Origin of the sequence: Mesobacillus persicus (assembly GCF_900109925.1) — a bacterium.
Lineage (GTDB): Bacteria > Bacillota > Bacilli > Bacillales > Cytobacillaceae > Mesobacillus_B > Mesobacillus_B persicus.
The window spans coordinates 24,107-50,913 of record NZ_FOBW01000023.1; the positions used below are offsets into that span (position 1 = coordinate 24,107).

The following is a 26,807-nucleotide window of genomic DNA, read 5'->3' on the forward strand; positions in this document are numbered from 1 at the left end:
AAGTCATACTAGGCAGATATACTGAACTCAACTTAGAAAACGTGGAGGTTTTACCATGAAAAATATATTAGAGATTCAGAATTTGTCGAAGGTATACGGCAAAGGAGAAACGACTGTAACGGCACTTGATAATGTTTCGTTTTCGATTAAAAAAGGCGAATTTGTTTGTATTATCGGTCCGTCTGGTTCGGGGAAATCAACGCTCCTTCATTTACTCGGTGGTGTCGACCGGCCGACTAGTGGGAAGGTCCTCATCGATAACACCGATATTTATAACCTGAACGAAACACAGCTTGCCATTTTTAGAAGAAGGCAAATCGGATTGGTCTATCAATTTTATAACCTCATTCCGATTTTAACGGTTGAAGAAAATATTACCCTACCAATGCTATTGGATGAGCAAAAAGTAGATCCTTCGCAATTTAATAAGGTGGTCGACATCTTAGGGTTGAGCAATCGTCTTTCTCACCTTCCCAACCAGTTATCAGGTGGTCAGCAACAACGGGTATCGATTGGACGAGCGTTGATCAGCAATCCAGCCATCATGCTTGCCGATGAGCCAACCGGAAATCTTGATAGTAAAAACAGCGAAGAAATTATGGAACTTTTAAAAATGTTTAACAAGACCTATAATCAAACACTGATTGTCATTACCCATGATGAACGGATTGCCCTTCAAGCCGATCGTGTGATTTCGATTGAAGATGGTCGGATTGCCAAGGACGAGGTGATCCGTCCGTGAATATTATCAACAAACTAACTCTTCGCCACCTAAAAGAAAACAAACGGCGATCACTTGTTACGATTATTGGCGTCATCATTTCGGTGGCGATGATTTCCGCCGTTGCGACACTTAGTGTATCCTTCTTGGACTTAATGATTAGACAAGACCTTGCTAGAAATGGTGAATGGCATGTTCAATATAAAAATGTGAATACCAGTCAACTCGAAGCAATCGAAGAGGACTCCGAAACTGAGAAGCTTGCTCTCTCAAATGATGGGTACGCTGCCTTAGAAGGCTCGTCTAATAAAAATAAACCGTACGTATATTTTAAAAACTATGACAAAACCGGGATGACCCAGTTCCCGATACAAGTGAAGGAAGGAAGACTTCCCCTTAGTGACAATGAAGTCGCTATTTCTGAGGAGATTGCCAAAAATGCAAACGTGAACTATAAAATTGGCGATCAACTGAACTTTGACATTGGCGATCGGTGGAATGAGGCTCAAGGAATCTCCCTTTCCCAAAACGATTCACTGAATAAAGACGAAAGTGGCGCGATTACTGAGGAACTGCAAATAGAAGAATCGAAAACCGTTACCATCGTTGGAACGATCGAGCGTCCCACTTGGGAACCTACTTGGTCCCCCGGGTACACCGTTATTGGTTATATTGAAAAAGATACGCTAAACGAAACTGACACAGTGGATGCTTTTGTTGTTTTAGATAAAGTCAGGAGTTCGCTCTATGACCATTCCGAAAAAATTGCATCCGAACAAGGGATAGAAAAAGTCAATTATAATTCGGATTTGCTCCGCTACTACGGAGTGACCGACAATGATAATTTACGCATGACTCTCTTATCCTTATCTGCAATTATCATGGCCGTGATCATCATAGGTTCGATCGCGTTGATTTATAATGCCTTTGCCATCAGTGTATCAGAACGCGCCAAACACTTAGGGATGCTTTCGAGCGTTGGGGCGACGAGAAAACAAAAACGGAACTCGGTGTTTTTTGAAGGAGCAGTGATTGGAGCCATTAGTATTCCAATCGGGATCATTGCAGGACTTGCAGGGATTGCAACAACCTTTGTATTTATCAATGGATTTCTCGCAGGAGCACTTGGCACTACAGAAAAACTAGAACTGGTTGTCACACCTGCCTCAATTCTTATCGCCTGTGCTATTTCGATTGTGACGATTTTTATTTCGACCTTTGTTCCAGCTCAAAAAGCATCAAAGATTTCCGCCATCGATGCCATTCGCCAAACGCATGACATCAAGTTGTCAGGGAAAGCGATAAAAACCTCTAAATTCGTTCGAAAAGTCTTTGGGCTGGAGGCAGAAATCGGCCTTAAAAATGTGAAAAGGAATAGAAAACGCTACTTAGCCACTGTATTTTCGCTAGTGATTAGCATTGTTCTCTTTTTATCTGTGTCCTTTTTTACCGCCAATCTGAAAAAGTCGCTAGAAATGTCGCAAAATGACATTAGTTATGATATTCAAATTTCAAGTGACGAACTAGACACAGAGCAAATTGAACGGTATACACAAATGGAACATGTAACCCAATCAACCGTCATTAAAGAAGCTCAATTAGAAGCGCTCATTGATAAAGAAGAAGTTTCAAATGAATTAAAAAAGATAATTAACGAAGATGACTCTGTTTTGGAGGATGGAAAATACCCATATTATATTAGCCTCCAGGGATTAGACGAAGAAAGCTTTAAAGACTATGCGAAACTAGTTGGAGTGGACGCAGCTGATTTTAACAAGCAAGATACTCCAACAGCGATTGTGATTGAAACCATTTCTTATCAAGATTATGAAGCTAAAAAGTTTGTTGAAACAAAAGCGATTGAGTCTGAAGTCGGAAATGAGATTCGCTTATATAATCGGATATTTAGTGATACAAATGAAACGAGCGAGCGAGAATTTGTGAGCAATGTTAAAATAGGTGCCCTAACCGACCATGTTCCTATGGGAATCTATACGAATGGGCTTGGAGGCTTAAACATCATTGTCTCTGAAGAAACGATGAAGAACTTGGTTGCTGACCGGGCGAACACCAATACCTATGTCTATTTGAACACGAATGACCCAATGGCTACGCAAGAAGCGATCGAGGAAGGCAGCGACTCGAATGTTCATGTATACAATGTCTTCGAGCGACGTCAACAGAATGAACAGTTAATTTTGCTCATGTCTGTGTTCATCTATGGGTTTATTACGTTAATTTCACTGATTTCGATTGCCAATATCTTTAATACCATTTCAACAAGCATTTCACTGAGAAAACGGGAATTTGCGATGTTGCGTTCAGTAGGAATGACACCAAAAGGCTTTAACAAAATGATTAATTATGAAAGTATTTTTTATGGGGTAAAAGCATTGGCCTATGGTTTACCAATCAGCCTTCTCGTCATGTTAGCGATCCATCGTTCTCTTCGCAATACCTTTGAATACGGATTTACACTTCCGTGGGTAAGTATTTTATTTGTCATTGCAGTTATTTTTATCATTGTAGGTTCTGCAATGTTGTATTCGATTGCTAAAATTAAAAACGAGAACATCATTGATGGCTTGAAACAGGAGAATACTTAAGGGTTTTATAAGGAAAAAAGGATAGGCCAACAGTGATTATCGCTGCGGGTCTATCCTTTTTTAATAGCAGTACTCCTTTGAAGATGGAAAGCACAAGCAAATGGGTTTTTTAGAACTAGAAAATTCTGAACTTAAAAAGGGATCCATTAGGACCCCAATTTATACGTTAAGATTCTTCTCACTGATTCATCAATTCGCTCTTCGGTTAGCTTGTTTGTTTCGACCGCCTCTCGAATGCCATCGATGACTTGCTTTTGACTTTCAAATGTATGGCAAACAAGTAGTACATCATTCCCCGCCGCTACCGCGCTATAGCCTAAATCCTTGTAGGTAAAGTACTTATTTACTGCCCCCATTTCGAGGTCATCGGTAACGACCAGTCCTTTGTATCCCAGTTTTTCTCGTAAGAGTTCTTTGATGATTACCGGAGAAATACTTGCTGGGTTCTTCTTATCATAGGCTGGATATTTAATATGGGTGACCATCACAAAAAACTGTTGATGATCAATTTCCTCAATGTTTTTTTTAAAAGGATAGATATCCTTGTTTTCAAGATCTAACTGATCCGCATCAACAGAAGAGCTTTCAAAATGGGGATCAATTTCACTACGGCCATGCCCAGGAAAATGCTTCAGCGTTGCCGTAATCCCCGCATCATTTAATCCTTTGATGGCTTCGCTACCAAAACGCTCCGCTTTCTTCGGGTCCATACCAAATGAGCGGTTATCTGTTGCCGATAAATCGAGGACTGGAGCATAGTTAACGGTAATTCCCATCTCCTTTAGTTCGTTCCCTGTTCGGAGATTCGTTTTGTAGACAGCTACTTTTTCTCCTAATTCTTGTTGAGATGGCTTTGGCGCGAGCTTGTGTTTCATACGAACAATCTGTCCACCCTCTTGGTCGACACTAATCATTAACGGGATCTTTAGTTTATTGTTTATCGATAGCTTTTGCAGATTCCTCGTTAATTGAGCTACTTGATGAGGAGATTCCATATTTCGATCGTACAAGATGACGCCGCCAACCTTATACTTTTCAATCATCGTTTGAATATGAGAATCAACCTGTTTGCTCGGAAAGCCTACGACGACGAGTTGCCCAATTTTCTCTTCAAGGGTCATCTTAGCAATCAGTTCATTCACTCGAGTCTCAATACTGTTCTGCTCTTTTGATAAAATAACAGTCTCCAGAGACTCTTCCTTAGCGACAGACTGTTTTTCTATCAGATTGGTTTCTGACGATGTTGCTACTTCTGTTTCGTCCTGCTCTTTCTCCGTTGAAGGCTGTCGTTGAAATTCGCTGCATCCAGCTAGTAGAATCACAATCAATATCCATAAAGGAATAAGAGAAATAAAAATCCGGTTCATTCGATAGGGTCCTTTCATTATTCCGGTCAGAGTAAACCATTTGGATAAATCAGTATCTTTACAGTTTGGGTTAGACAGGAATAATCTATACAGTCCAATTGAATGATACAAAAAGACTCATTGGTTTAAACCAATGAGCCGCTCTCTCCAAAACAGAATGATCGGGACAATCCCTTTCTCTCCCTAATTTCTCACGCCTATCAAACTAATCTTTCCTTCAACTAAATCCTTATTACTACTACTCGTTCCAATAAAGACTTCGTAGTCCATTTCTTCAAGTTCCCAGTTATTTGTATCTGGGTTAAACCATTTGATTTTTTCAAGAGGACAAGTCACCGTTACTTCTTGCTTATCGCCTGGTGAAAGGTTCACTCTTTCAAACCCACGTAAGACCTTGACAGGACGATCAATTTTCGAATTCTTATACCCAACGTAAAGTTGGACCACTTCGGCACCTTCCATGTCTCCGGTGTTTTCAACTTCGCAGGTAGCAACGATTTGATCCTTTTCAACATGGAAGGAAGCGTTTGAAACATCAAAACTTGTATAAGATAAGCCAAAACCAAATGGTAACGAAGGCTCTACTCCTTCTTTCTCTAATTTGGTATAGCCATGATAATACTCGTAAGTAATTTCCGTCGCATCCCAATCGGTTGCTGGAAGATGATCTTCTTGTGTTGGCAACACGAATGGCAATTTCCCGCTCGGATTCACATCACCGAACAGGGTCTTCGCTAGCGCTGTTCCGCCTTCCATGCCAGGATAGTAAGCCATAAGAATCGCAGACACATCAAGCTTCCACTCTTCGATCATGATCATGTTTCCACCAATAAGAACCACTGCGGAGTTTTTATTTTCTGGACCTACCGCTTGAATGAGTTGGATTTCGTCTTCATGAAGTCCTAAAGAAGTTCTACGGTCACCTCCAGCACCAAAGCCAGCATCGCCATCCCCTAAGGCATCGCCATCTCCATCCGGATTATTGATGAACTCTCCTTCATCGTCATGACTGTATCCGACCACAAAAATCACCGCATCGGCCGATTTAGCCAATTCTTTCGCTTTTTCTAGATCGGAACCATCTTCAAAGACAACCTCTGCAGTAGGAAGTAGTTTTTTGATTCCCTCTAATGGAGTGACGATATAATCTGGGAATACACGGCTTGATCCATGGTCACCAATATTTCCTTTGTTTCCAAGCTTGCCGATGACAGCAATTTTTTTCGTTTCTGTTTTAGAAAATGGCAACACCTGATCATTGTTTTGCATTAGTGTCATCGATTTTTCAGCTGCTTCTAGAGCTAAGGCAATATGTTCCTTGTTTCCAATTAAATCTTTGCTGTACTCTTTATCATCTGCCTCGGTAAAAGCAAGAATAGTACGCACAATCCTTAATGCCGCAGCATCGATTTTCTCTTCGGCTACTTTCCCCGCTTTGACTGCTTCAACGAGGTTATCTCCGAAAAATTTCGTATGGCACATTTCAATATCCATTCCGCCATTTGCGGCTTCGACAGTATCTTTTACTCCCCAGATGAAGTCACTAATAACAAAGCCATCAAAATCCCATTCTTCTTTTAACACTTGATTTAAAAGATAGTCGCTATGTCCACAATATGTACCGTCGTACAAATTATAAGCGCTCATGATACTAGCTGCACCCGCATCAACACAATCCTTAAAGTGGGCTAGATATACTTCACGTTCGGTTCGTTTATCTGCTTGAACACTGACTTTAAATCGAGCATTTTCCATGCTATTAAACGCGTAATGTTTGACGCATGCGATTACATTTTCTTCCTGGACTCCCTTCACTAGTGCCGAGCCAAGCGCACCTAAATGGAACGAATCCTCACCATAAACTTCCTGACTTCTGCCCCAACCCGGATTGCGCGGGAGGTTGATACACACACCGCCAAAAAGGTTTCCACCATGAGCGCGAATTTCTTTCCCAATCGCTATTCCAATCCGTTCCTCTAAATCTTTATCAAAGGTTGCTCCCCTAGACATAGATACTGGAAAACAAGTGCTGCTTCCTGATACAACCCCGCGAGGACCGTCGACAAACTTCATTTCAGGTACACCTAATCGATCGTTTCCTCCTGCAGGGTATGGATACCAGTTATAATGGTGACCTTTTGCAATATCGGCCATCAATTGTTCAAACGGCATCTTCCCGCTCATTAAATTCACTTTTTCTTCTAAAGACATTTGGTTGACAATCTCTTGCGCCTTTTTCGTGTAAGTTAAACGGTCCTGTTTTGTAACTGTCACAGTACATTTCCCCTTTATAAAAAAATAGTAAACGTTTACATTAGTTTGTCTAATGGAAAAACAAAGTTGCTATCTCTATTATATTAGGAATTTAGGGTCTTTAAAAGAGGGAAAAATAATAATTCCTTGCTTGGCATGCTTAACTCAGCCGCTGCAATCTGTTCATTACCCAATAGCAGCAATATCAACATATAAAAAGGTCCCGAATCCAAACAGGATTCGGGACCTTTGGAAGCACGGGAACCGTCCCCTTGCTTTATGCCCAAGTTGCGCCGATGATGATTAGAAGGATAAACAATACGACGATTAGCGCAAAGCCTCCGCCTGCTTGGTATCCGCCGTAGCCATATCCACCGTATCCACAGCCGTGACCATATCCATATCCGAACATAATGATTCCTCCTTAAATTTTTTATTTATATCAATTTATTTTATTTTAGTATCCAAACCCCACGTAAGATGCTCCTACAATGATTAGGAGAATAAACAATACGACGATTAAGGCAAAGCCTCCTCCTGCGTATCCACTCATGAACAACACCTCCTTGTTCATTTGTTATTACTATATGAGCTTTTGACTTTTTTGGAATGGCAAATGCCCATTTTTTCTAAAAATGGGCTAATGCACGTAGGCCACCATCCTGATACCTTCTTAATACGTAATATAATGTTAAAAACTAACAGTTAATCAATTATATGACCAAACCAGCTAAGAGGTTTAGGCGTATGACCCTAACACCGTATAAATATTTAACTTGTTTCGCAAATGGTGAAAAGGTCTATTTTTCCAACTGACAAACTCCATTCTTATCATCAAACCATAAGCTATTTCATCGAAGACAAGGAGGTTGTTTAATGTATACAATCATAACTGGCATCAATGGTGGGGTTACCTACCATGGATTTCCCCCACCAGCGTTTGGTGCATGGAACCAGCAGATTCTAGGAGTACATCCGCAATATTATAATATTGGAGGAACTCACTACAACATACAATCACTAACTGGGGTTCCCCAGTTCCCCCAGGCTTTTCCATCTACGGTTGCTGGTACAACCGTGCCTTTTAGATGCGATTACAAAAGTTTCTTTTAATCCTAGCAAATATTTACCGAGCCCCAACAAAACCCTTTGTTTGCTGGTTAGCCATAAGTTTTTTTCTTTTCTACGGAACATACTAACGATAGAAAGGAGGAAGAAACAATGGCCAATCAAGATAGATCAAGAAGAAATACTTCCCGAAACAGAGGGTTCAATGAAGAAATGAGCATGGAACAACTAGCAAAAAAAGCACTTGCTGAAACGATTCGAGATGGAGGAGCGTTTGCTCGAGAAAACTCTGACGCTTTCAAAAAATAAGGGAGATGGCAGCCAATTTATGGCTGTCACCTCCCTTACTAAAAAAACTCCTCATGGATGTGAGGAGTTAGAGGTCTGAATTCACTTCTGTAATCGCTAGACCCTTTTTCTTCAAAAGAAATTCTAAAGCTGTTTTAAAATTAGAGAATGCATTGATTTCATTCACCAAGCTAAGTCCCGATTGAACCATCACTCTGGCGAACTGTGGGGCAAAACCGACAACAAGTACATCAACCCCCATTAGATTTAACGCGGCTATCAAGTCTTTTAGGTATTGCCCTAAAACCTGCAAATCCTCAACATTGTCCATTGATATCGCTGTAAAATCAATGATTGCGGAATCTGTCGGCGTACTACCAGCATAATCCAAAATTTTAGGGATGAACATTTGAAACCGCTCCGATGATAACACTCCTGCAAATGGGACTAACAGGGTGTTTGGAACAACAGATGGGATAATTGGTAAAGGAGCTTGTTCTATTTGCTCTTCTAATTCGACTACCCTCTTCTTTAGACTTTTAATTGTATCCTGCATGGATTCCATTTCAGCTAAATTCTTTTCCATAAGACCCCTCATTGTTAGTTAGGATAGATAACTAGATAAATAGATAACTAGTATTATATAACCATTTTAACAATATAAGAAAGCAGCTGACAGTACTTTTTACTCAATTCTTACAAAAGTACCTAAACAAATACAAATACTGCAATAAAAGCTAAGCGTATAACAGCACTTATGGATGAACCTAGTTAGATTTTAACAGTGGCATCCGTTTCCTCAGGTATCTTTTTTGTAAATAAAAACGCACGCAAGTCAATGATGATGTGAAGAAGGATCGGAAAGAGAAGCGATCCTGTTGATAAATAGACCCTTGCCATGGCATAGCCGACGATTCCTGTTAATAGAAACCCTTTCCATCCTTGATAAATATGCGCAAAACCAAAAATCACGGCAGAAATGAGCACGATATACGCTGGTGGGATATCAAATGGTAACTTTGAAAGATACTCAATTACAAACCCCCGATAAATAATTTCCTCACAAACCCCTGCCGTAATCGCTGCAAGGACTGACCATTTCCGCTCCAATTTCGTAGTTGGCAACATATAATCAATTTCACCAATTTGGCTGTTTTGATATTTTCTATAAAAAGGGATTTTCATAAGTACAAAAACAACCGCCAAAACCCCCACTAAAAAACCAACAATCATTCCTAAATTTTCGGAAATGTTTTGATTGGGCAGCATTAAGCCAATATCTCTAAACGTGGAGGCGGACACCAGCACAAACAACAGAATAAAGGCCACGACAATCCATTCTGAATAGATAGCAAACTTGTAATAAAATAATCTCGATTGCGAATCCTTTTTCTCTTTCAATGGTTTTGTGTACTTTAGATCTAAAAACGGATAAATAAAGATAAGAAAAATTAATAATAAAGAACCGAAAATGATGATTGCCAATTCCTATTTCCTCCTTTTTAAGGAAAATTATCTCATATTTTGGAATTATGTACATATTTTTCAAAAAAATTTCGTACTAGAGTCCCATCCTGGGGCTAGGCGCTGAAGCTGTTACCGAGAACGGCACATTGTCCATCCTCCATAACCTTTTATAACTATAAAAAATCCCGAATCCAACTGGATTCGGGATTTTCTGGGAAGCAGGAGAACCGTCCCCTTGCTTTATGCCCAAGATGCGCCAATGATGATGAGAAGGATAAATAATACGACGATTAGCGCGAAGCCTCCACCTGCACCATATCCGCCGTAGCCATATCCACCGTATCCGTATCCGAACATGATATCCCTCCTAATTTTTAATCTCAGTTTATTTTATTTTAAGATCTCTGATCCTTAGCCAACGTAAGATGCTCCTATAATAATAAGGAGGATAAATAATACGACAATCAAGGCAAAGCCTCCTCCTGCGTATCCACTCATGAACAACACCTCCTTATTCATTTGTTATTACTATATGAGCTTTTCTCTTTTTCGTAATGGCAGATGCCCATTTTTCTTGAAAAATGGGCTCTTGCGTCAATCTCCACGTTTCCTGATAGCTTTAAAAATAGGAAGGTGAATGTTAAATAGTAACAATTAATAAATTGTATGAATGAGACACGTTCGATGTTTAGGCTTTTGCCCCGCTTTTTGTAAAACTTTTCCTAGGTGAATTTTCAAGTCTCAAAACTGGCTCTCGGGCTCCCTCTTCCCTGTGCTGCATTCCTCATCTTATTACCAGTACGAGCACGTTATATTGATATAGACAAAATTTCGGAGTGAGGTTATCACTTTTTCTTGTGTATTTAGCACATAGTGTAAGAAACAACAATTCACTAATAGAATTGTCCTAGGTAATAATAACTAGACAATCTGCTTAAGCCAGCAACAAAGCATTGGTTTAATTATACAAAAGTTATTAAAATAACATCGAAATCGCTTTCATTGGTGTGAATTAATGCTATAATCATAGTAAATATAGGGGGATGATAAAATGAATAGCAAAAACAATAAACCAATGTACTTTGATGGCAGTGGAACCAATCAAATCAAGGCTTTATCGTCTGATTCATCTAAACAATATGTGATTAAACCACAAGGAATTGAGAGCAGTAAATTGCCGAAATTCCCACATTTTCCACTAAGAAATACATAAACTTGATAATATATTAAAATAACAAAAGGACCTATCCAGTTTTGAGAAGCATCAAAACTGGATAGGTCCTTTTTACTAGAAAATATTCGGGACCTTTTGCCTTTTTACTATTTATTAATCCTCTTTAGAATTACCTTTTCATAAATTTCATTTGTTTGGTTAAGTATAAAAAAGGTTTTATCTAAGAAAATGGAGGAACTTTAACATGAATCAAGACAATCAATCCTTTTTCTCCCCTTATACTCTCCCTAATGGAGTAGAATTAAAAAACAGAATTGTCATGGCGCCGATGACAAATTTCTCGTCTCATCCGGATGGAACAGTAACGGATGCAGAAGTGAACTATTATGCTCGCCGCTCTGCGGGTGTCAGCATGGTGGTGACAGCTTGTACGTATGTTACTCCAAATGGAAAAGGATTTCATGGTGAATTTGGCGCTGATACGGACGAGATGATTCCAAGTTTAGCGCGGTTAGCCACAGCAATTAAGGAACAAGGTGCAAAAGCGATTTTACAAATCTTTCACGGTGGAAGAATGTGTCCTCCCGAATTGGTTCCGAACGGGGAAATTGTCAGTGCAAGTGACGTACCTGCAGAAAAAGGTGGAGTTTCAACAGACGAACCGGATGTAAAACCTAGAGAGTTGACGGAATCAGAAGTGGAAGAGATGATTCATGCCTTTGGCGACACGACTCGTCGTGCAATTGAAGCAGGCTATGACGGCGTTGAAATTCATGGTGCAAACGGCTATTTAATTCAACAGTTCTTCTCTCCCCATTCAAATCGCCGGTCGGATCGATTTGGTGGTAGTTTAGAAAAACGAATGACCTTCCCGCTGGCTGTCGTTGATGAAGTAAAAAGAGTCGTAAAAGAACATACTTCATCTCCATTTATTGTCGGATATCGATTTTCACCAGAGGAGCCAGAAACACCTGGGATTACAATGGGGGATACTCTAAAGCTCGTCGACACTTTAGCCAAGCAGGAGTTGGACTATCTCCATGTTTCACTAACGGAATTCTTTTCTATGCCGAGAAGAGGAGTGGAGAATGTTAATAAGACACGGATGGACCATCTTCTCGAAACCATTAACAACCGTGTCCCACTCATAGGGGTCGGGTCCATCTACTCTGCCGAAGACGCGCGTAAAGCCTTCAACACAGGTGTTCCGCTGCTAGCACTAGGAAGAGAACTAATCATTGACCCTGACTGGGTCCAAAAGATTCTAGAAGGAAAGGAAGACGAAATTGTCACCAAGTTAGACAAAAACAAACAAAAAGAACTAGTCGTACCAGATCCATTATGGAACATCATCACCAACACACCTGGATGGTTCCCAGGAGTTTAGGGACGGTTCTTCTGCTTCCAATTTGGGAAAGTGATGAGACAATTTTAATATAATGGTTGGACCGTGGGGGCGGTCATAAAGCTGAAGGCAACAAAAAAGTTGGCCTCTACAAATATGTAGAGGACCAACTTCCCATTCACTATATTCTCTTTAGTTTACCGAACGATTCGCTCTGTTAAAGGATTTTTGATTGATACTAGAAGTTAATTCTATTCTCCCAATGCGGATGGTAGACCTCTGAGGTACATCTTATGAAGATGATTTCTGGCTCATTCCTCCAGGATTTCATCTTCATTAGGCTTATGAAGGTGATTTCAAGCTGATTTCCTTCTCGTTTTCATCTTCATTAAGCGCCGAGGAGGCTGCCAGGAACCCCCACCGTTTGCTAAGTGCCTAGAGCAATCGAAAGCCGCACTAATCATTCATATCCAATAATACTTGTCCCTAAAGCGTCTCTGTCTCCAGTTTAAACCCTTCTAATACTACATCTTCCTCCACCTCTAGCAAGAGGCAACGTTTCCCCTGGAAGTTAATATATTTTAAGTTTCTCAGTTCTTTTGAATTGATGGTGACATCGGCAATTTTTGTGCTGATCTTGATTTTTTTAGGCACTAGACTGCTAGCTTTGAATTCATGTTTTTCGTCCGCAATCACCGTTTTGAGCGCATGTTCGACTTTCTCAGCATCGACGTTTTCAACCCCACTAACATCAAGAATCCGCTCGATATCACGATAATCCAACTTCGGAGGCTCACTGTCTTCACTTTCTTCGTTTTCCTGAACAATTTTATCAATCTCGTCATAGACATTGGAGATGGTTCGAGAATCGACCTCGTCGCCCATGACATTCATCAGTACTAAACCAAAAATATCTTTATCTTCCTCGGCGGTAATCACCTCTTCACAATTCAGCACTTGTTCAATAAAGGCCTCATCTGGTTGATTATTTTTCCCTGCACAATATAGAATATGGTTCACATCGGCACTATTGTCAGTGAATGCTGGGAACAGAAAACCAGACAAAGGCGATGATAAATTGATGATTGGATCAAACACATTGTTCGGTTTGAATGTTCGCTCGATATAGTCAAACAATAACGCCTTTTTCGGCTGGTCGGTTTTATTCAAACTACAAAGGATAAAATCATTCGAGTAAACTTCATCGTCCCCGCCTTGTTCCGATTCTAAGTCACGATTCTTCGTATTCTTACGGTATTCTCCGCGAATAAACGTCACAACTGTATCAAACTCATACACCTTATGAGCAAACATCTTAACGACGATATCAAGCATGTATTCCTTCCAGTCATCCGTCAATTCAGAATGTAAGCCATCATAGAGGATGGTTTGCGTGCTATCCTCTACATCCCGGGTAAATTTCAGTTCAAACAATTTGGAGTCAAGTTGTCCGGTCAAAACCTTTTTGAAATTGGCCAAAAATAATTCCTGCGATTCTTGATCTAACATCTCAAAAGGTTGACTCAAATGGTGGTAAATCTCACCTGTTTCTTTTTGAACATAAACATTAAAGATTTCGCGGATATTCATTTTCGGATTATTTAATTTAAACTCCTTGCGGATATTCGAAATGTCGTTTCTATTCATTTGTCCTGTCTCCCATACTGTTAGACTTTGATCGATTATGTTTGTTTACTATAACAAATTATTTTTCTATACTTCAAGGTTTATTTTTTACAAGCATTTTGGTTTTTAATAGGAGATTAGAAAACCAACGGTTCAACCGCTGAAAATGTATTTTTCCTATATTTTCCGTAAATAACAGGAAAGCGCCTTCATGTTCTCGAATAAAGATAAATAGCAGCATAGATAATTAGCTGGGGATTGCTAAAATCGAGAGGAGAATGTGAATGTCTAATTTGATTGTTGAAAGTACTTATGGAAAGCTTCAGGGAGAACAAGTTAACGGAGTATGTTCTTGGAAAGGGATCCCGTTTGCAAAGCCTCCGGTAGGACCGCTACGGTTTCGCGCTCCTGAGTTACCAGATTCCTGGGAAGGGACGCGTGATGCGACTTCCTTTTCAGCAGTTGCGCCGCAAACTCGCCGCGATATCATGGAGTTCTTTGGGAATGACATCTCAAACGTAAGTGAAGACTGCCTCTATTTAAATGTCTGGTCACCGGCAGCCGATGATAAAAAACGCCCGGTAATGGTATGGATTCACGGTGGCGCTTTTCTTGCTGGATCCGGTTCTAGCAATTGGTATGATGGGACTTCCTTTGCCAATCAAGGGGATGTAGTCGTTGTTACAATTAATTACCGCTTAGGGGTATTAGGATTCCTCCACCTCGGCGAAATTGGTGGTGCAGACTATGCTACCTCCGGAAACTGTGGCATCCTTGACCAGGTAGCCGCCTTGCAGTGGGTCCAAGAAAACATCTCTAAGTTTGGAGGCGACCCGAACAATGTGACGATATTCGGTGAATCCGCAGGTGCGATGAGCGTCGGGACTTTGCTTGGATTTCCATCCGCACAAGGCCTTTTCCATAAAGCCATCCTCCAAAGCGGTGCGGCAGCGAGTGTTCACACGGCAGAAACAGCTACAAAAGTGGCAGGGCATCTTTTAACGGCCTTGCAGGTGGAGCCAACGAATCTATCAAAATTGGAAGAGATGCCAGTGGAACAGCTTCTTCAAGCTGCAGACCTCCTTCCTGCGATGAGCTTACAGCCGGTTATTGATGGCGTGTCCCTTCCGAAGCACCCAGAAGAAGCCATTGCTGAGGGTTCTGCAAAGGATGTTACGAGCTTAATCGGAACGAACAAAGATGAATTTACGATCTTCACTCATTTCGATCCAGAGTGGAAAGATGCAGACGATGCAAAGATCAAAGCGATTTTTGATAAAACCTTTGGGCAGCTCGTGCCGTTGATTTCCCAACATTTTGCAGCAAACGTTCCGCTTGGCCAAGAGCTTTTCAATAAGCTTGTGACTATTACTGTGTTTACCCACCCAGCAAGAAAGCTAGCTGAGTTACAAGCAAAGCAAGGTGCACCTGTATGGATGTATCGCTTTGATTGGGAGACCCCAGTCTTTAATGGCGCTCTTAAAGCAACGCACGCATTAGAAATTCCATTTGTTTGGAACAATTTGGATGATGAGAATACCATTAACTTCACTGGTAATTCACCAGACCGGCAATTGCTCGCGAGTCAAATGCACCAAGCCTGGATCAATTTTGCGCGGAATGGAGACCCAAATACGACTGACCTTCAAGAATGGCCAGCCTATGATCTGAATAACCGCTCTACAATGATCTTTAATCGTGACAGTAGCGTCGAAAACGATCCAAATCGTATGGAGCGAATCATGTGGGAACAAGCAGCGATGTTGATGAAATCCTAGGGTAGATAGAAAAGAATCATCCACCCTCAACCAATATGGTCAAAGGGTGGATGATTCTTTTGCTAAAACTTGAAATAGACCTCCGCCCCATAATACAAATAGTTTAGCCGTTTTGCTAACTTTCATGTTTAATGGACAGTATCGTCTTACCTCGAGCTTTCTTATTTAAAATTTCTATATGTGCTTTTGCCGCATCCTCAAGCCCTAATTCTTCCCCGATGATTGGACGTAAAACTCCTGACTCCAGAAACGCACCAATTGCATGCAAACTCTCCTTGTACTCATGGGCCGGTGCATTCCAAAGGGCAGTTCCCAATATATCTGCTTCCTTTATCATCGCCATTCGCGGATTGATTTCCAAACTTCCCCGGTTGCCAACAATGACAATTCGACCGTATGGGGCAATCACCTTTAAGTCGCTTTCTAAATTTTCATTGGCGAGGCATTCGATAATGACATCCAGTCCACGCTCATTCGTGATGGCCAATAAGTGATCCAATGAATCATTAGCCAAGTGGTTGATGACATGGTCTGCACCAGATGCTTTGACTAAAGCCTGACCCTCGTCAGTACTCGCGGTTCCAATTACTGTCGCTCCACTGTTTTTCGCCATTTGCACAGCCAATAACCCGACGCCTCCACTGGCCCCTTGAATCAACACCGTCTCACCTGACCTAAGCCTCGCTCGATGAAACAAGGCCCGATATGCTGCTAAAGCCGGGATGCCCAGCGCAGCACCCTCTTGGAAAGAGATTGAATCTGGCAAACGGTGGACCGCATCTGAGTCACACACCACTTTCTGCGCATATGTACCGGTATTTCGCTTCGCTAAAAGTGCCGCTACAAATACCCGATCGCCAATTTTCAGGTGCTTTACTCCCTCCCCAATCGCATCAATCACTCCAGCTCCATCAAAACCTGGTGTGTATGGCAATTCTGGAATATAAAAAGAATACGTTCCCGTTCGAACATAAGCATCATTAGGGTTCACGCCTGCTGCCAATAGACGTACCCGAACTTCATAAGGAGCTGGATTCGGCTCCTCTACTTCCTTGAATTTCATAACGTTTGGTTCACCAAATTCTGAAACCTGAATCGCTTTCAATGCGTGATCCTCCTTTTGAATATTTCTTAACTACCGTTGCATGGGCAAACAAGGTCGAAATGACCTGAAATTGAAACCTCCCCCGCGTCTTTAAGCAGAAGCAGTTGAAGTAAACTCTGGGCGAAAAAGGCAACCCGTTGGAGTTATTAGTGAAAGAATAACGTAGAATACTATTGTCTAATCACTCTGGTTTACATAATTAAATTACAGTTTCCTATAAAACTATCCCTTCGTATTTACACTGTTTTTGTGTACTAGCTTCGTTTAAAGATCAATTACTTACATTTGGGATGGAAGCAGAAGAACCGTCCCTTTGCTCTTTAATTAGAATGACCCCTACTAGGCCCATTAATGAAAAGAGTACAGGTATTAGGAATCCGTAATGGTAGCCAATGCTTATTGAATGTTGTGCATATTGATCTAGTACTTTTCCGAAAACAATCGGCAAGACCACTGCGCTTAAAAAGCCCCCCATATTGGCAAACCCGGATACAACCCCCACTTCTTTCATAGGGAAAGATTCTCGGACCACGGCGAACGTTAATGAGCTTGCTCCCATACCAAATCCGATGATAAAAAGAAAAACCACCACCATTAGGAAAGGAGGTTTGACACCAGATAAAAACAGTCCAAACCAACTTAGAAACACAACGAAATGAATAATGGTATAAATGTTTCGAATAGAAGATAATCGACTAGTAATCCAGCTAATTAAAGGAGCACCGACCATCGCTCCAAAAAGCCCATACATAATTAGTTGACTTGCCTCTGCACGGGATAAATCCAATACATGGATTCCATAAGGGACTCCCCAAGAACCGATAAAGCCTACATAGGTACCGACAACTCCGAAGTGACAAAGAAATGTTGCCCAAGCTTGACGAGTAGAAAACAATCTGCGCAGAATCGTCCAAACACTTTCGCGGTCTTTTGAAGAACGCTTCATCGGTTTAGCTTCATCTTTAAATAATTGTTTCGGTTTCGAAACAAGAACGAAGTAAAGCAAAAAGAATGTTGCCACTAATATAATTCCGGTGCCAAGGAATGGGATTCTCCACCCTGAAAAAGCAATCCACACGGAAAAAGGGACGGTAGCTGTCAATGACCCAAGGCTGCCAACCAGTGACGCTAATCCAATCAATTTTACAAATTCATTTGCCTTAAACCACTGACTTAAAATTAAAACTAGGTTAACAAAAATGGTCGCATCTCCCACACCAACCAATAGTCGCGAAAAAATCAAAACATATTCATTAGGAGCAAAACTGTAGATTAGGCTTCCTATCCCGGTAAGAAGTGTCCCAAAAATGAGAAAACGATTGGGACCGTAGCGGTCAGATAATAAACCCGCCGGGATTTGAAGTCCGGCATAAGCAAAAAATTGAACACTGCTCATCAGTCCGATAATCGAAGCCGAAACTTGAAAATCCGTCATTAATTGATCTGTAATCAGTCCTGGAGCTGTTCTTTGGCTCACAATTAAAAAATAGGCTAATAAGACGGAACTTAATACCACCCATCTATAGCCACTTTCCTGTTTGTTCATATGGATGGATCATCCCCCGTCTAAAATATGTATGATTACAAATTATAACATTGAATCTGTTTTATGTGCGGGGTTCTAATTTGAAAAAATGTATCATTGTCTTTTAACTCAGCTTTCGTCAGCATGTAGGTGTTCTTCGAATAGATAAACCTCATCAAGTTAACATAACTATATTATGGAAACCTTTAGATGCCGATAAAAACCCTTTTAGGACAATCTTGAGTCTATTCCTAACATAAAAAAAAGGGAGCCCATACGACGATTTCTCGCCTATCGGCTCCCCTTTTCTTAGGATGACAATTTTTTATCTACACACAGTGAGAACATCCAGTTTCATCTTCTGTATGGTTGTTCGTTTTTCCTATTAATAAGCAGTCCAACCAGCATCCCCTGTAATCACCGTTCCGTTCACGAAGCTAGCATCATCAGAAGCAAGGAATAAAGCAATGGTTGCGATTTCTTCTGGCTTACCAATCCGTGGATTGATGGCCATTCCTGGTTGAATGCGCCCCATACCAAATTGGTTAACATTCGTCATCGATGCACTAATATTGGTTTCCACTCCACCTGGTGCAATCGCATTACAACGAATTCCATTCTTTGCATACATATATCCAGTATTCTTCGTGAAGCCAACGACCGCATGTTTTGAAGCAGTGTAAGAAGCACCCGCTCTAGCTCCTTCTAGACCACCAGCCGAAGCAATGTTAATAATCACACCGCTTTCTTTCTGTAAGAAAATCGGTAGTGCTTTGCGAGTTGCACGCATAACACTAGTCGTATTAATCGCAAACACTCTTTCCCACTGGTCATCTTGGATGTCACCAGCTGGTTCAAAGTTGTCCATAATCCCAGCGTTATTCACTAAAATATCGAGTGTCCCATATGTATTAACGGTTGTGTCGATAAGGTTTTGAATGTCTTCTTCCTTTGCGACATTTGCCATTACCGCAAGAGCCTCGCCACCATTTGATTTGATTTCCTCAACAGTACGATTCGCTGCCTCCTCGTTGATGTCAGAGACAACTACTTTTGCCCCTTCTTTCGCATAGAGAACGGCAATAGATTTCCCCATTCCTGATGCTGCACCTGTTACGACCGCTACTTTATCTTGTAATCTCATATTTGTTTTCCTCCCATTCTTAGATCTTACTTTCCACAATTGTTTCTTAACCAACAGTTGTCTATTATTTAACAACCTATCTATAGTATAATAACCCTTATAGGAACGCTTCAATCAGCAAAAAAACAATTGATTGTCCATTAATGAACAACTAGATAAGCAAATGTATATTATCTTTTTTAAATGAACACCGGGGGATTTTTATGACTAATAAAAATGACTATATTGACAGAAGAATCTTGAAATCTAAAAAGGCTTTGAAGGATGCCATCATTTCCTTAATGCAGCAAAAGGACTTCAAGGAAGTGACAATATCAGATATCGTGAGGCTTGCAGACTTAAACCGAGGAACATTTTACAAGCATTATCAATATAAAGAGGACCTTTTAGACGACATCATCGATGAGGTAATCACCGATTTAATTGCCTCTTATCGCGAACCCTATCAGAATATCGCTACATTTGATGTGAGTAAATTATCGTCAAACGCTATTAAAATTTTTGAACATGTTCATAAGTACGCGGAGTTTTATAAACTGATTGTGAATTCCAATGTACTCACCTCTTTTCAACATAAGATTTGTATTGTCATTAAGGACCTCGTCATGCAAGACGTTACTGGTAAATTAACCAATCCAAACATTAACAAAGAATTGATCGCCAGTTATCATTCCTATGCGATTTTTGGCATGATGATAGAGTTAATTCATAGTGGTTTTAAATATAGTTCCAGCTATATGGCCGAGCAATTACTAGCAATTATTCATAGTCATAATAACTAAAGATTTTTACTTAAAAATAGGCTCTGTTAAAGGTAGCTGTTGATTTACGCTCCGGGCACTTCGCTCCAATCAACGTGTGGAGAATCAACAATGTCCTTTAACAAAGCTTAAAAATAAAAAAGTAGTTATGTCCGTCTTAAAAAAAGACGACCATAACTACAATCTTTAATCGATATAGTTCTCTACAAAACCCCACACCGTGTTCCAGTAAGTGACTGGATCCACTTTTTCGGCATCTCCGTGACCAGCTTCTGGAATAATGAGTCTTTCCTTTTCTACATTGGCTGCGTTGTAGACCTCATCGAGCATTTCAAATGGAACAAACGTATCCGCATCACCATGGATAAACAAGGTCGGTGTTTCACTTTTAGCCACCTGGTCTACTGCACTCGCTTCATACAAATCATATCCGGCACGAATGTTTGTCAAGGTGTTTGCCGCATTGATGACCGGAAACTCCGGTAAGCCGAATAGATCATCTAATTGATACACGAAAACATCACTTACAGAGGCATAGCCGCAATCCTCGACAACCACTTTCACGTTCGCTGGCAAGTCCTCTTCACCAGACGTCATCATCACGGTTGCCCCTCCCATCGAAATTCCAAACAACACAATCTCTGCTTCTGGATCTTTCTCAATAATTTCATCAATCCATAACAGCATATCTTTACGATCATGCCAGCCCATACCGATATAATCCCCTTCACTTTCCCCATGTCCACGAAGGTCTGGGGCAAGAACATGATACCCTTTTTCGTGAAAATTCCGGACGTATCTCGTCATATGCTGAGCGTTACTCGAATAACCGTGAACAACAATCGCCCACTTATGTTCAGAAGGATCATTCTCATATAAAAATGCATTCAGTTTGAATTGGTTTTCATCAGCCGAAACCACGTTTACTTGCGTCGGCTCATGTTCCTTTTTAAATTGTTCATCCGCTAGCTTCGCTTCCTCTGCGACCGAGGCTAAAACCGCCTCACTTTCCTCCAAATGTGGATTCCCTTCCAAAAACTCTTTTTCCCGGTCCGCATTTAAAGCATAATTATAAAAATAATTCCCGACCAGCCCATACGCTACTGCAAGTAGTACCACTACTGATCCAACAATAATTGTAATTTTTTTCATTTTCTCTCTCCCGATGTTATTTTTATAGATGCATCATTTTTTGAATGACTTTTGTAACGGGTCTAGACTGCTTCTATTGTCCAGCCCTCATCCTCTCAATCTGTCCCATCCCTTTCTAACTTTTCTAATCTCCTATTGTTTTTCTAGTATAAATCTTACATGACATTACAAAGAGGTGCAATTCAAAATAACATTGGAAGTTCTGGCCTGCCTGAATATCTTTTCCCTGCATTAAACCCATATCACCAGCCTTCAGCGACTGTGATAACTATTTCATACTTCCTCAATAGGGAGGAAGCAAGAGAACCGTCCCCATAATTACCTAAAAAATGGGTAATTTATTAATGGAGGTATGCTTATGATTGTTTATCATGGATCGATAAGAAAGTTTGATCGTTTTACGAATGAATCTGTCGTTCAACATTTGAGGAACGACATCAACACACTCGGGTTGTGGTTCACCTCTAATCTTGAGGCGGCGAAGCCTTTTGCCATAGGAACGGAGAGCGTTATTGAAAAATCGGCAACTGAGTTTTGGGAGGATGGAGAACCGAAAGTCGTACAAGTTGAAAGACCGGTCAGAGGCTTTATTTATAAAGTTTATGTGGATGAACCAAATTTAAAAGAATACCAATCCAATACCGGGGACTCATTTGATTTATTTATGAGGGAACGAGACAAATACTGTGATTATTTGGGTTCGCACAAAAAAAATCTTACCTGGAAAGACGGAGCCATTTTGTTAAATGAAGCAGAAGCCAATAGCGCTTTTCGAAAGCATTTAATAAACCAGGGTTACAGTGGTTTTATCCTACGAGAGACTCAACAATTTAATAATATTACAGACTTGGTTTGCCTTTTTTCCACAGGTTCTCTCCAAATTGCAGAAATCATGCCTTTAGATGGTTTCCCTCCTTCATAACGTTAATTTTTTCATTTAAAAAGAGCAACGTCTACATAACATGACGTTGCTCCCGACTTTTTATATGCACTTTATTGGCTTTCCTCTGTGGTCATGTCCGTTTCTACATTCAATTCTAACATGTCTTCTGGGATGATTTCTGACTCTACATCAATCTCTTTCATGTCCTCTAGCACGCGTTTGGCAATTAATTTGTAACCGCTTGTGTTCGGGTGAAAGAAATCTTCTGCCAATAGCTCTATGTTCGTATTCATAAATAAGTCCGCTGTTGGAATATAATGGACATTCTCAAACTCTTCTGTCACGGCTTTCCCGGCATTATTCCAGTTATCCATAATCATTCCTAATTCCTTAATATCACCGAAAAAATGCTCAAAAGGATTATAAAAACCAATTAAATAAATTTGAGTGTCTGGATTTAGTTCATTTATTTTATTAAAAATAGCTGTTAATCTCTTAATATAGTGCACTTCTTCCTGCTCGAAAGGCTCTATTGTGAGGTTCGTAATATTGCTTTTCACTACCTTCATAATGTCATTGGCACCAATTGTGATTAAAACAATATCTGCCTTGCTTATGGAGGAAGCAATTTCTTTCTTATCCAACCGCTTAAGCAATTGATCGGTACGATTTCCTCTTTTTCCAAAGTTTTCGATGGTGATATTCACATTATTATCAGCAAAAGTATGGTTTAGAATTCCGACATAACCGCCACTTTCCGTTTCATCCCCAACACCTTGAGTAAGAGAATCACCGATAGATACAATCTTTAAATCCTTCTTAAATAAGTTTATTGTACCTTCAACGACTTCTTTAATTTTTTCTTTAATTTCTTCTGTTATCGTTTTCTTCTCACCATTGTCATCTGCTTCTTGATGTCCATCTTCTTCAGCTGTAGGATCCGTAGCAATATGCTCGAGTTGGCTCTCTTCACCAGCGTCAGGCTCGGTTGCCATCTCCTCTTGTTGGTCCTTTTCTTCCGCTACAGTAACATTCGAAATATCCTCTACCTTTGCCACCGCAATCGATTCTTGAGGATTCACACTTACTTGCTTCGTTTGATTAAAGTTTGAAAAAAATAAATAAAGAAGGACGCACACGAATAGCAGACCAGCAATAATGATTATTGCTCTATGTCTTTGCACGTTAACACCACACCTACCATAATTTTAGAATCCTATCCTACTAACCTAAGATATCAATATTCTTAGTTATAAGCAGTCTATTCATTTTATCACGTAAGCTTACTCAGGGTAAGACAACAAAATATAGAAAATAGCAGAGGGACGGTTCTTCTGCTTCCTCCCTATATTAGGCTATGCGTGCTTAAAAGGAAGCAGAAGAACCGTCCCCTTGAACTTCAAAAAACCCGAATCCAAGGGATTCGGGTTATTCTAGAAAGCAGGAGAACTGCTCCTATTAGCTATTTATAGCCAAGATGCGCCAATGATGATTAACAGAATAAATAGTACGACGATTAGCGCAAAGCCTCCGCCAGCACCAACGCCGCCGTAACCATAGCCTGCTCCTGCTGCGCCATAGCCGCCGTATCCGAAACCGGGACCATACGCACCGTAGCCACCATATCCAAAGCCCATAATAACCCTCCTTTATTTTATAATTTGTTGAGTTCATTTCCTTTTAGTAACCGAAGCCAATGTAAGAAGATCCCACAATAATAAGGAGGATAAACAACACGACAATCAAAGCAAAGCCAGAACCATATCCAGCACCTGCAACTGCACCACTCATAACAACACCTCCTTAGCATTTGTATTACTATATGCCCCATCACCCCTTCGCGTAATGGACAAATGCCCAGTTTCTATAAACTTAATTAAACAGGCCACATGGGGACGGTTCTCCTGCTTCCTAAAATCAACATTTGGTTCATAATCGAAAAAAACTCCGGAGGTTTCATCCTCCGGAGCAATCTTTAAATGGAAATACTTCTTGCTAAGTCATAGTCGTCAAGGTTAATCTTGTGTTTTCCCTTTGCGGCTTCCTCAAAAGAGGGAGAAACAAGCTGGGCATTTTTCCAGCCAACCATGACTCCCTTCTGTCCTTCAATTAACAAATCAACAGCTTTTCCACCCATTCTACTTGCCATCATTCGGTCATAGGCTGTTGGGGATCCACCTCGTTGTAAATAGCCAAGGACAATAACGTTGGTGTCAAGGTTTGAACGCTCTTTGATCTCCTTTTTAAGCTCCTCACCACTGCATACACCCTCTGCAACAACAATAATGCTGTGCATTTTCCCACGTTCTTGTCCGTGACGAATCCGATTCATGACATCATCGAAATCATATGTAGCTTCTGGGATGAGGATGGATTCCGCACCCGATGTAAGACCTGTCCACAGTGCAATATCCCCTGCATTTCGACCCATGACTTCAACGATACAGATGCGCTCATGAGAATAAGCAGTATCACGAATTTTATCAATCGCTTCAATCACGGTATTTACGGCTGTGTCAAACCCAATTGAATAGTCCGTTCCTGAGATATCGTTATCAATGGTTCCCGGTACACCAATCGTTGGAAAACCTTGTTCTGTTAATTTACCAGCACCCATAAAAGACCCGTCTCCACCAATCACGACTAGGCCATCAATCTCTGCGTCTTTTAACTGCTTAATGGCTTTCTGTTGTCCTTCTACTGTTTTAAATTCTTCACTTCTTGCACTTCTCAAAATGGTGCCGCCCCGGTGAATAATATCCCCGACACTTCCTAACTCCATCTTAATAAAGTCACCTTCCATTAAGCCAACATATCCGTGCCTTACCCCATAAACCTCTAAGTCATTATAGATTGCTCTTCTGACCACCGCACGAATGGCAGCGTTCATCCCTGGTGCATCTCCACCACTTGTTAATACAGCAATTTTTTTCATGTTGTTATCCTTCTTTCATTGAACTTATTATTATAGTAACAAAATTTGTTTCTAACTAAAAGAGACTCTTTATCATAAGAGCTGAAAGCAACTAAAATAAATGGGGATAGATGAAAGAGTTTTATCTAAACTTCATTTCAGCTCTCAATTTGCGAACTTGGTTACGTTTGCGAACGTGTCAATCTTAATCTCTATAAAGGTTCGAAAGTTTTTGCTCTACTAATTCGATACGCAATTAAATAAATGACAATATAAATGGGGAAAGAGTAAAAAACACTCCACTTAATTGGTGAGTAAAACCCTAACCACTCAAACAAGGGCTCGCCAATAAATGAAGTTAGTGCTGAGTAGATAACGGCCTTTAAAAGTGGATTTAAATTGGGTTTGTATTGTAACCAGAGCATTAGTGTTACAGGAACTAATGAAAAGTCCCATGGAATATAAGTTGGAATGGTCGGTAGAGCTCTCCCAGTATAATGCCAAGATCCGAACACCAATCCTAAAAAATCCAACCATGAAGCAATGATTAGCCCAAAACTTCCCGCTAGCAAGAGTCTTCCCTCACTTCCGCGCTTACGAACCAAAAACCAAATCACCCAAGGAAGAATAGCTAAAAGCCAAGACAGCCAGAAGTCCCAATGCCAAACAGTGTGTTCTTGCCAATATTTAAGATAATCCACTTCCACCTGGTGAATTCTATCAAAGAATTCTTTGGATTCCCTTATTTTTTCCTGATCCAACAACTGTTTCATACGTTCCACCTAATGAAAAATAAATTTACCAATTAATATCCCCAAACCTAGGCTGACTAATCTTGAAAGCACAAGTTTACCAAAACATCTGAAACTCATTAATGGGAACGGGTGTGATCTCTGCTATCTCAACAGAAAGTATCATTGTCTAGCTCCAAACTTCTCGGCCGTTTCTTTGCGCTTAAAGCAAAGGGACGGACCTTTTGCTTCCTAAGATAATTTAATGATTTTTTTAGATGAAATACAAAAAAGAACAGCCTTTAATCAGCTGTTCTTTCATTTGCCTGGCAACGTCCTACTCTCACAGGGGGAAACCCCCAACTACCATCGGCGTCGAAGCTTAACTTCCGTGTTCGGCCTCGGGCTGCCATGACCGGCGGATCTCTTCGTCAGCTTCAGGCTTTCCAGTCCTCACGTACATCGTACGTTCCGGGCTTCAATCCTTCACTTCCTCGACCTCCTTGGTCCTGACAACCCTCGGGATTCTGCACTTCACTCCGTTTAACTAGTAACTTGTCCTGACGGACATACAAAAAAACAACCAAACTTTGGTTGTTTTCATTTGCCTGGCAACGTCCTACTCTCACAGGGGGAAACCCCCAACTACCATCGGCGCTGAGAAGCTTAACTTCCGTGTTCGGCATGGGAACGGGTGTGACCTTCTCGCTATCGCCACCAGACTATGTAATTAAGGAAAGCTCTTTTGCTTGCGCAAAAGGGTTTGTTCCCTCAAAACTAGATAATGTAATCAGAAGGTAAAGTCATTCATATCTTCCTTAACTTTATAAGGTTAAGTCCTCGATCGATTAGTATCAGTCAGCTCCACACGTCACCGCGCTTCCACCTCTGACCTATCA

General features: G+C 40.7%; 25 protein-coding genes, 1 rRNA gene and 3 pseudogenes. 9 read left to right on the forward strand and 20 right to left on the reverse strand.

Annotated features, from left to right (window positions below; genetic code table 11):
* Window positions 1-55 precede the first annotated feature (55 nt).
* Both BMX30_RS21230 and BMX30_RS21235 read left to right on the forward strand, forming a co-directional pair.
* A complete protein-coding gene (locus tag BMX30_RS21230; RefSeq protein ID WP_090750110.1) occupies window positions 56-742 on the forward strand; it encodes an ABC transporter ATP-binding protein in 687 nt (228 codons plus the stop codon).
* Window positions 739-3,327, forward strand: coding sequence for an ABC transporter permease (locus tag BMX30_RS21235; protein WP_090750113.1), 2,589 nt, complete (start codon window positions 739-741; stop codon window positions 3,325-3,327). Before BMX30_RS21230 ends, BMX30_RS21235 begins: the two co-directional genes overlap by 4 nt.
* A 146-nt stretch (window positions 3,328-3,473) precedes the next feature.
* On the opposite strand, the gene BMX30_RS21240 is transcribed toward BMX30_RS21235, so the two are convergent.
* The 4 genes from BMX30_RS21240 to BMX30_RS21255 form a co-directional block, all read right to left on the reverse strand.
* A complete protein-coding gene (locus BMX30_RS21240) occupies window positions 3,474-4,694 on the reverse strand; it encodes a glycoside hydrolase family 3 N-terminal domain-containing protein (RefSeq protein ID WP_244532688.1) in 1,221 nt (406 codons plus the stop codon).
* A 183-nt stretch (window positions 4,695-4,877) separates the two neighbouring features.
* Complete coding sequence (locus BMX30_RS21245) at window positions 4,878-6,968, reverse strand: beta-glucosidase (RefSeq protein WP_090750115.1); 2,091 nt, start codon at window positions 6,966-6,968, stop codon at window positions 4,878-4,880.
* 256 nt (window positions 6,969-7,224) lie between these two features.
* Window positions 7,225-7,359: a YjcZ family sporulation protein gene (locus BMX30_RS21250; protein ID WP_090750117.1), complete on the reverse strand. Its 135-nt coding sequence runs from the start codon at window positions 7,357-7,359 to the stop codon at window positions 7,225-7,227.
* Between the two features lie 45 nt (window positions 7,360-7,404).
* On the reverse strand, window positions 7,405-7,500 hold the full coding sequence (locus tag BMX30_RS21255; protein WP_090750119.1) for a YjcZ family sporulation protein: 96 nt from the start codon (window positions 7,498-7,500) through the stop codon (window positions 7,405-7,407).
* Between the two features lie 323 nt (window positions 7,501-7,823).
* On the opposite strand from BMX30_RS21255, the gene BMX30_RS21260 reads away from it, so the two are divergent.
* Together BMX30_RS21260 and BMX30_RS23695 are read left to right on the forward strand one after the other, a co-directional pair.
* The gene (locus BMX30_RS21260) at window positions 7,824-8,060 is read left to right on the forward strand and encodes a hypothetical protein (protein WP_090750121.1); all 237 of its coding nucleotides are present in this window, start codon (window positions 7,824-7,826) and stop codon (window positions 8,058-8,060) included.
* Window positions 8,061-8,168: 108 nt separating this feature from the next.
* Window positions 8,169-8,324, forward strand: coding sequence for a hypothetical protein (locus BMX30_RS23695; RefSeq protein WP_170843964.1), 156 nt, complete (start codon window positions 8,169-8,171; stop codon window positions 8,322-8,324).
* Window positions 8,325-8,391: 67 nt separating this feature from the next.
* Here the strand turns inward: BMX30_RS23695 and BMX30_RS21265 are convergent, their stop codons facing one another.
* The 4 genes from BMX30_RS21265 to BMX30_RS21280 form a co-directional block, all read right to left on the reverse strand.
* The gene (locus tag BMX30_RS21265; protein ID WP_090750122.1) at window positions 8,392-8,889 is read right to left on the reverse strand and encodes an STAS domain-containing protein; all 498 of its coding nucleotides are present in this window, start codon (window positions 8,887-8,889) and stop codon (window positions 8,392-8,394) included.
* A gap of 185 nt (window positions 8,890-9,074) precedes the next feature.
* The gene (locus tag BMX30_RS21270; protein WP_090750125.1) at window positions 9,075-9,788 is read right to left on the reverse strand and encodes a CPBP family intramembrane glutamic endopeptidase; all 714 of its coding nucleotides are present in this window, start codon (window positions 9,786-9,788) and stop codon (window positions 9,075-9,077) included.
* Window positions 9,789-10,010: 222 nt separating this feature from the next.
* Window positions 10,011-10,127: a YjcZ family sporulation protein gene (locus BMX30_RS21275; RefSeq protein ID WP_090750127.1), complete on the reverse strand. Its 117-nt coding sequence runs from the start codon at window positions 10,125-10,127 to the stop codon at window positions 10,011-10,013.
* Window positions 10,128-10,181: 54 nt separating this feature from the next.
* Window positions 10,182-10,268 (reverse strand): YjcZ family sporulation protein, encoded by an 87-nt coding sequence (locus BMX30_RS21280; RefSeq protein ID WP_139195430.1) that lies wholly within the window; start codon window positions 10,266-10,268, stop codon window positions 10,182-10,184.
* A 553-nt stretch (window positions 10,269-10,821) separates the two neighbouring features.
* On the opposite strand from BMX30_RS21280, the gene BMX30_RS23700 reads away from it, so the two are divergent.
* Window positions 10,822-10,983: a hypothetical protein gene (locus BMX30_RS23700; protein WP_170843965.1), complete on the forward strand. Its 162-nt coding sequence runs from the start codon at window positions 10,822-10,824 to the stop codon at window positions 10,981-10,983.
* 205 nt (window positions 10,984-11,188) lie between these two features.
* Complete coding sequence (locus tag BMX30_RS21285; protein WP_090750131.1) at window positions 11,189-12,331, forward strand: NADH-dependent flavin oxidoreductase; 1,143 nt, start codon at window positions 11,189-11,191, stop codon at window positions 12,329-12,331.
* A 444-nt stretch (window positions 12,332-12,775) separates the two neighbouring features.
* Here the strand turns inward: BMX30_RS21285 and BMX30_RS21290 are convergent, their stop codons facing one another.
* Window positions 12,776-13,936 carry a DUF4317 domain-containing protein gene (locus tag BMX30_RS21290; RefSeq protein WP_090750133.1) on the reverse strand — a complete coding sequence of 387 codons (1,161 nt, stop codon included), beginning with the start codon at window positions 13,934-13,936 and terminating at the stop codon, window positions 12,776-12,778.
* 263 nt (window positions 13,937-14,199) lie between these two features.
* Between BMX30_RS21290 and BMX30_RS21295 the strand changes: the two genes are divergently transcribed.
* Complete coding sequence (locus BMX30_RS21295; protein WP_090750134.1) at window positions 14,200-15,693, forward strand: carboxylesterase/lipase family protein; 1,494 nt, start codon at window positions 14,200-14,202, stop codon at window positions 15,691-15,693.
* A 115-nt stretch (window positions 15,694-15,808) separates the two neighbouring features.
* Here the strand turns inward: BMX30_RS21295 and BMX30_RS21300 are convergent, their stop codons facing one another.
* The 3 genes from BMX30_RS21300 to BMX30_RS21310 all read right to left on the reverse strand — a co-directional run bounded on the left by BMX30_RS21300 (window position 15,809) and on the right by BMX30_RS21310 (window position 19,467).
* A complete protein-coding gene (locus tag BMX30_RS21300) occupies window positions 15,809-16,798 on the reverse strand; it encodes an NADPH:quinone reductase (RefSeq protein WP_090750136.1) in 990 nt (329 codons plus the stop codon).
* Window positions 16,799-17,069: 271 nt separating this feature from the next.
* Window positions 17,070-18,344, reverse strand: coding sequence for an MFS transporter (locus BMX30_RS21305; RefSeq protein WP_090750138.1), 1,275 nt, complete (start codon window positions 18,342-18,344; stop codon window positions 17,070-17,072).
* Between the two features lie 364 nt (window positions 18,345-18,708).
* Window positions 18,709-19,467, reverse strand: coding sequence for an SDR family oxidoreductase (locus BMX30_RS21310; RefSeq protein WP_090750139.1), 759 nt, complete (start codon window positions 19,465-19,467; stop codon window positions 18,709-18,711).
* A gap of 203 nt (window positions 19,468-19,670) precedes the next feature.
* Between BMX30_RS21310 and BMX30_RS21315 the strand changes: the two genes are divergently transcribed.
* On the forward strand, window positions 19,671-20,249 hold the full coding sequence (locus BMX30_RS21315) for a TetR/AcrR family transcriptional regulator (RefSeq protein ID WP_090750141.1): 579 nt from the start codon (window positions 19,671-19,673) through the stop codon (window positions 20,247-20,249).
* A gap of 165 nt (window positions 20,250-20,414) precedes the next feature.
* Here BMX30_RS21315 and BMX30_RS21320 read toward each other — a convergent pair.
* A pseudogene (locus tag BMX30_RS21320) lies at window positions 20,415-21,104 on the reverse strand (alpha/beta hydrolase); the annotation flags it as partial.
* A gap of 131 nt (window positions 21,105-21,235) precedes the next feature.
* A pseudogene (locus BMX30_RS24325) lies at window positions 21,236-21,380 on the reverse strand (alpha/beta hydrolase); the annotation flags it as partial.
* Between the two features lie 358 nt (window positions 21,381-21,738).
* Between BMX30_RS24325 and BMX30_RS21325 the strand changes: the two are divergent.
* The gene (locus tag BMX30_RS21325; RefSeq protein WP_090750145.1) at window positions 21,739-22,302 is read left to right on the forward strand and encodes a hypothetical protein; all 564 of its coding nucleotides are present in this window, start codon (window positions 21,739-21,741) and stop codon (window positions 22,300-22,302) included.
* Between the two features lie 71 nt (window positions 22,303-22,373).
* Here BMX30_RS21325 and BMX30_RS21330 read toward each other — a convergent pair whose 3' ends face one another.
* The 6 genes and pseudogenes from BMX30_RS21330 to rrf all read right to left on the reverse strand — a co-directional run bounded on the left by BMX30_RS21330 (window position 22,374) and on the right by rrf (window position 26,630).
* On the reverse strand, window positions 22,374-23,447 hold the full coding sequence (locus BMX30_RS21330) for an SGNH/GDSL hydrolase family protein (RefSeq protein WP_244532689.1): 1,074 nt from the start codon (window positions 23,445-23,447) through the stop codon (window positions 22,374-22,376).
* 282 nt (window positions 23,448-23,729) lie between these two features.
* Window positions 23,730-23,801 (reverse strand): annotated as a pseudogene (locus tag BMX30_RS24035) (YjcZ family sporulation protein); the annotation flags it as partial.
* Between the two features lie 142 nt (window positions 23,802-23,943).
* Entirely contained in the window at window positions 23,944-24,054 is a 111-nt protein-coding gene (locus BMX30_RS21340) for a YjcZ family sporulation protein (protein WP_090750150.1), read from the reverse strand.
* A gap of 184 nt (window positions 24,055-24,238) precedes the next feature.
* Complete coding sequence (gene pfkA, locus BMX30_RS21345; RefSeq protein ID WP_090750152.1) at window positions 24,239-25,198, reverse strand: 6-phosphofructokinase; 960 nt, start codon at window positions 25,196-25,198, stop codon at window positions 24,239-24,241.
* A gap of 191 nt (window positions 25,199-25,389) precedes the next feature.
* Complete coding sequence (locus tag BMX30_RS21350; protein WP_090750154.1) at window positions 25,390-25,950, reverse strand: CBO0543 family protein; 561 nt, start codon at window positions 25,948-25,950, stop codon at window positions 25,390-25,392.
* Window positions 25,951-26,514: 564 nt separating this feature from the next.
* Window positions 26,515-26,630: ribosomal RNA gene (gene rrf / locus BMX30_RS21355) — 5S ribosomal RNA — on the reverse strand.
* Window positions 26,631-26,807 lie beyond the last annotated feature (177 nt).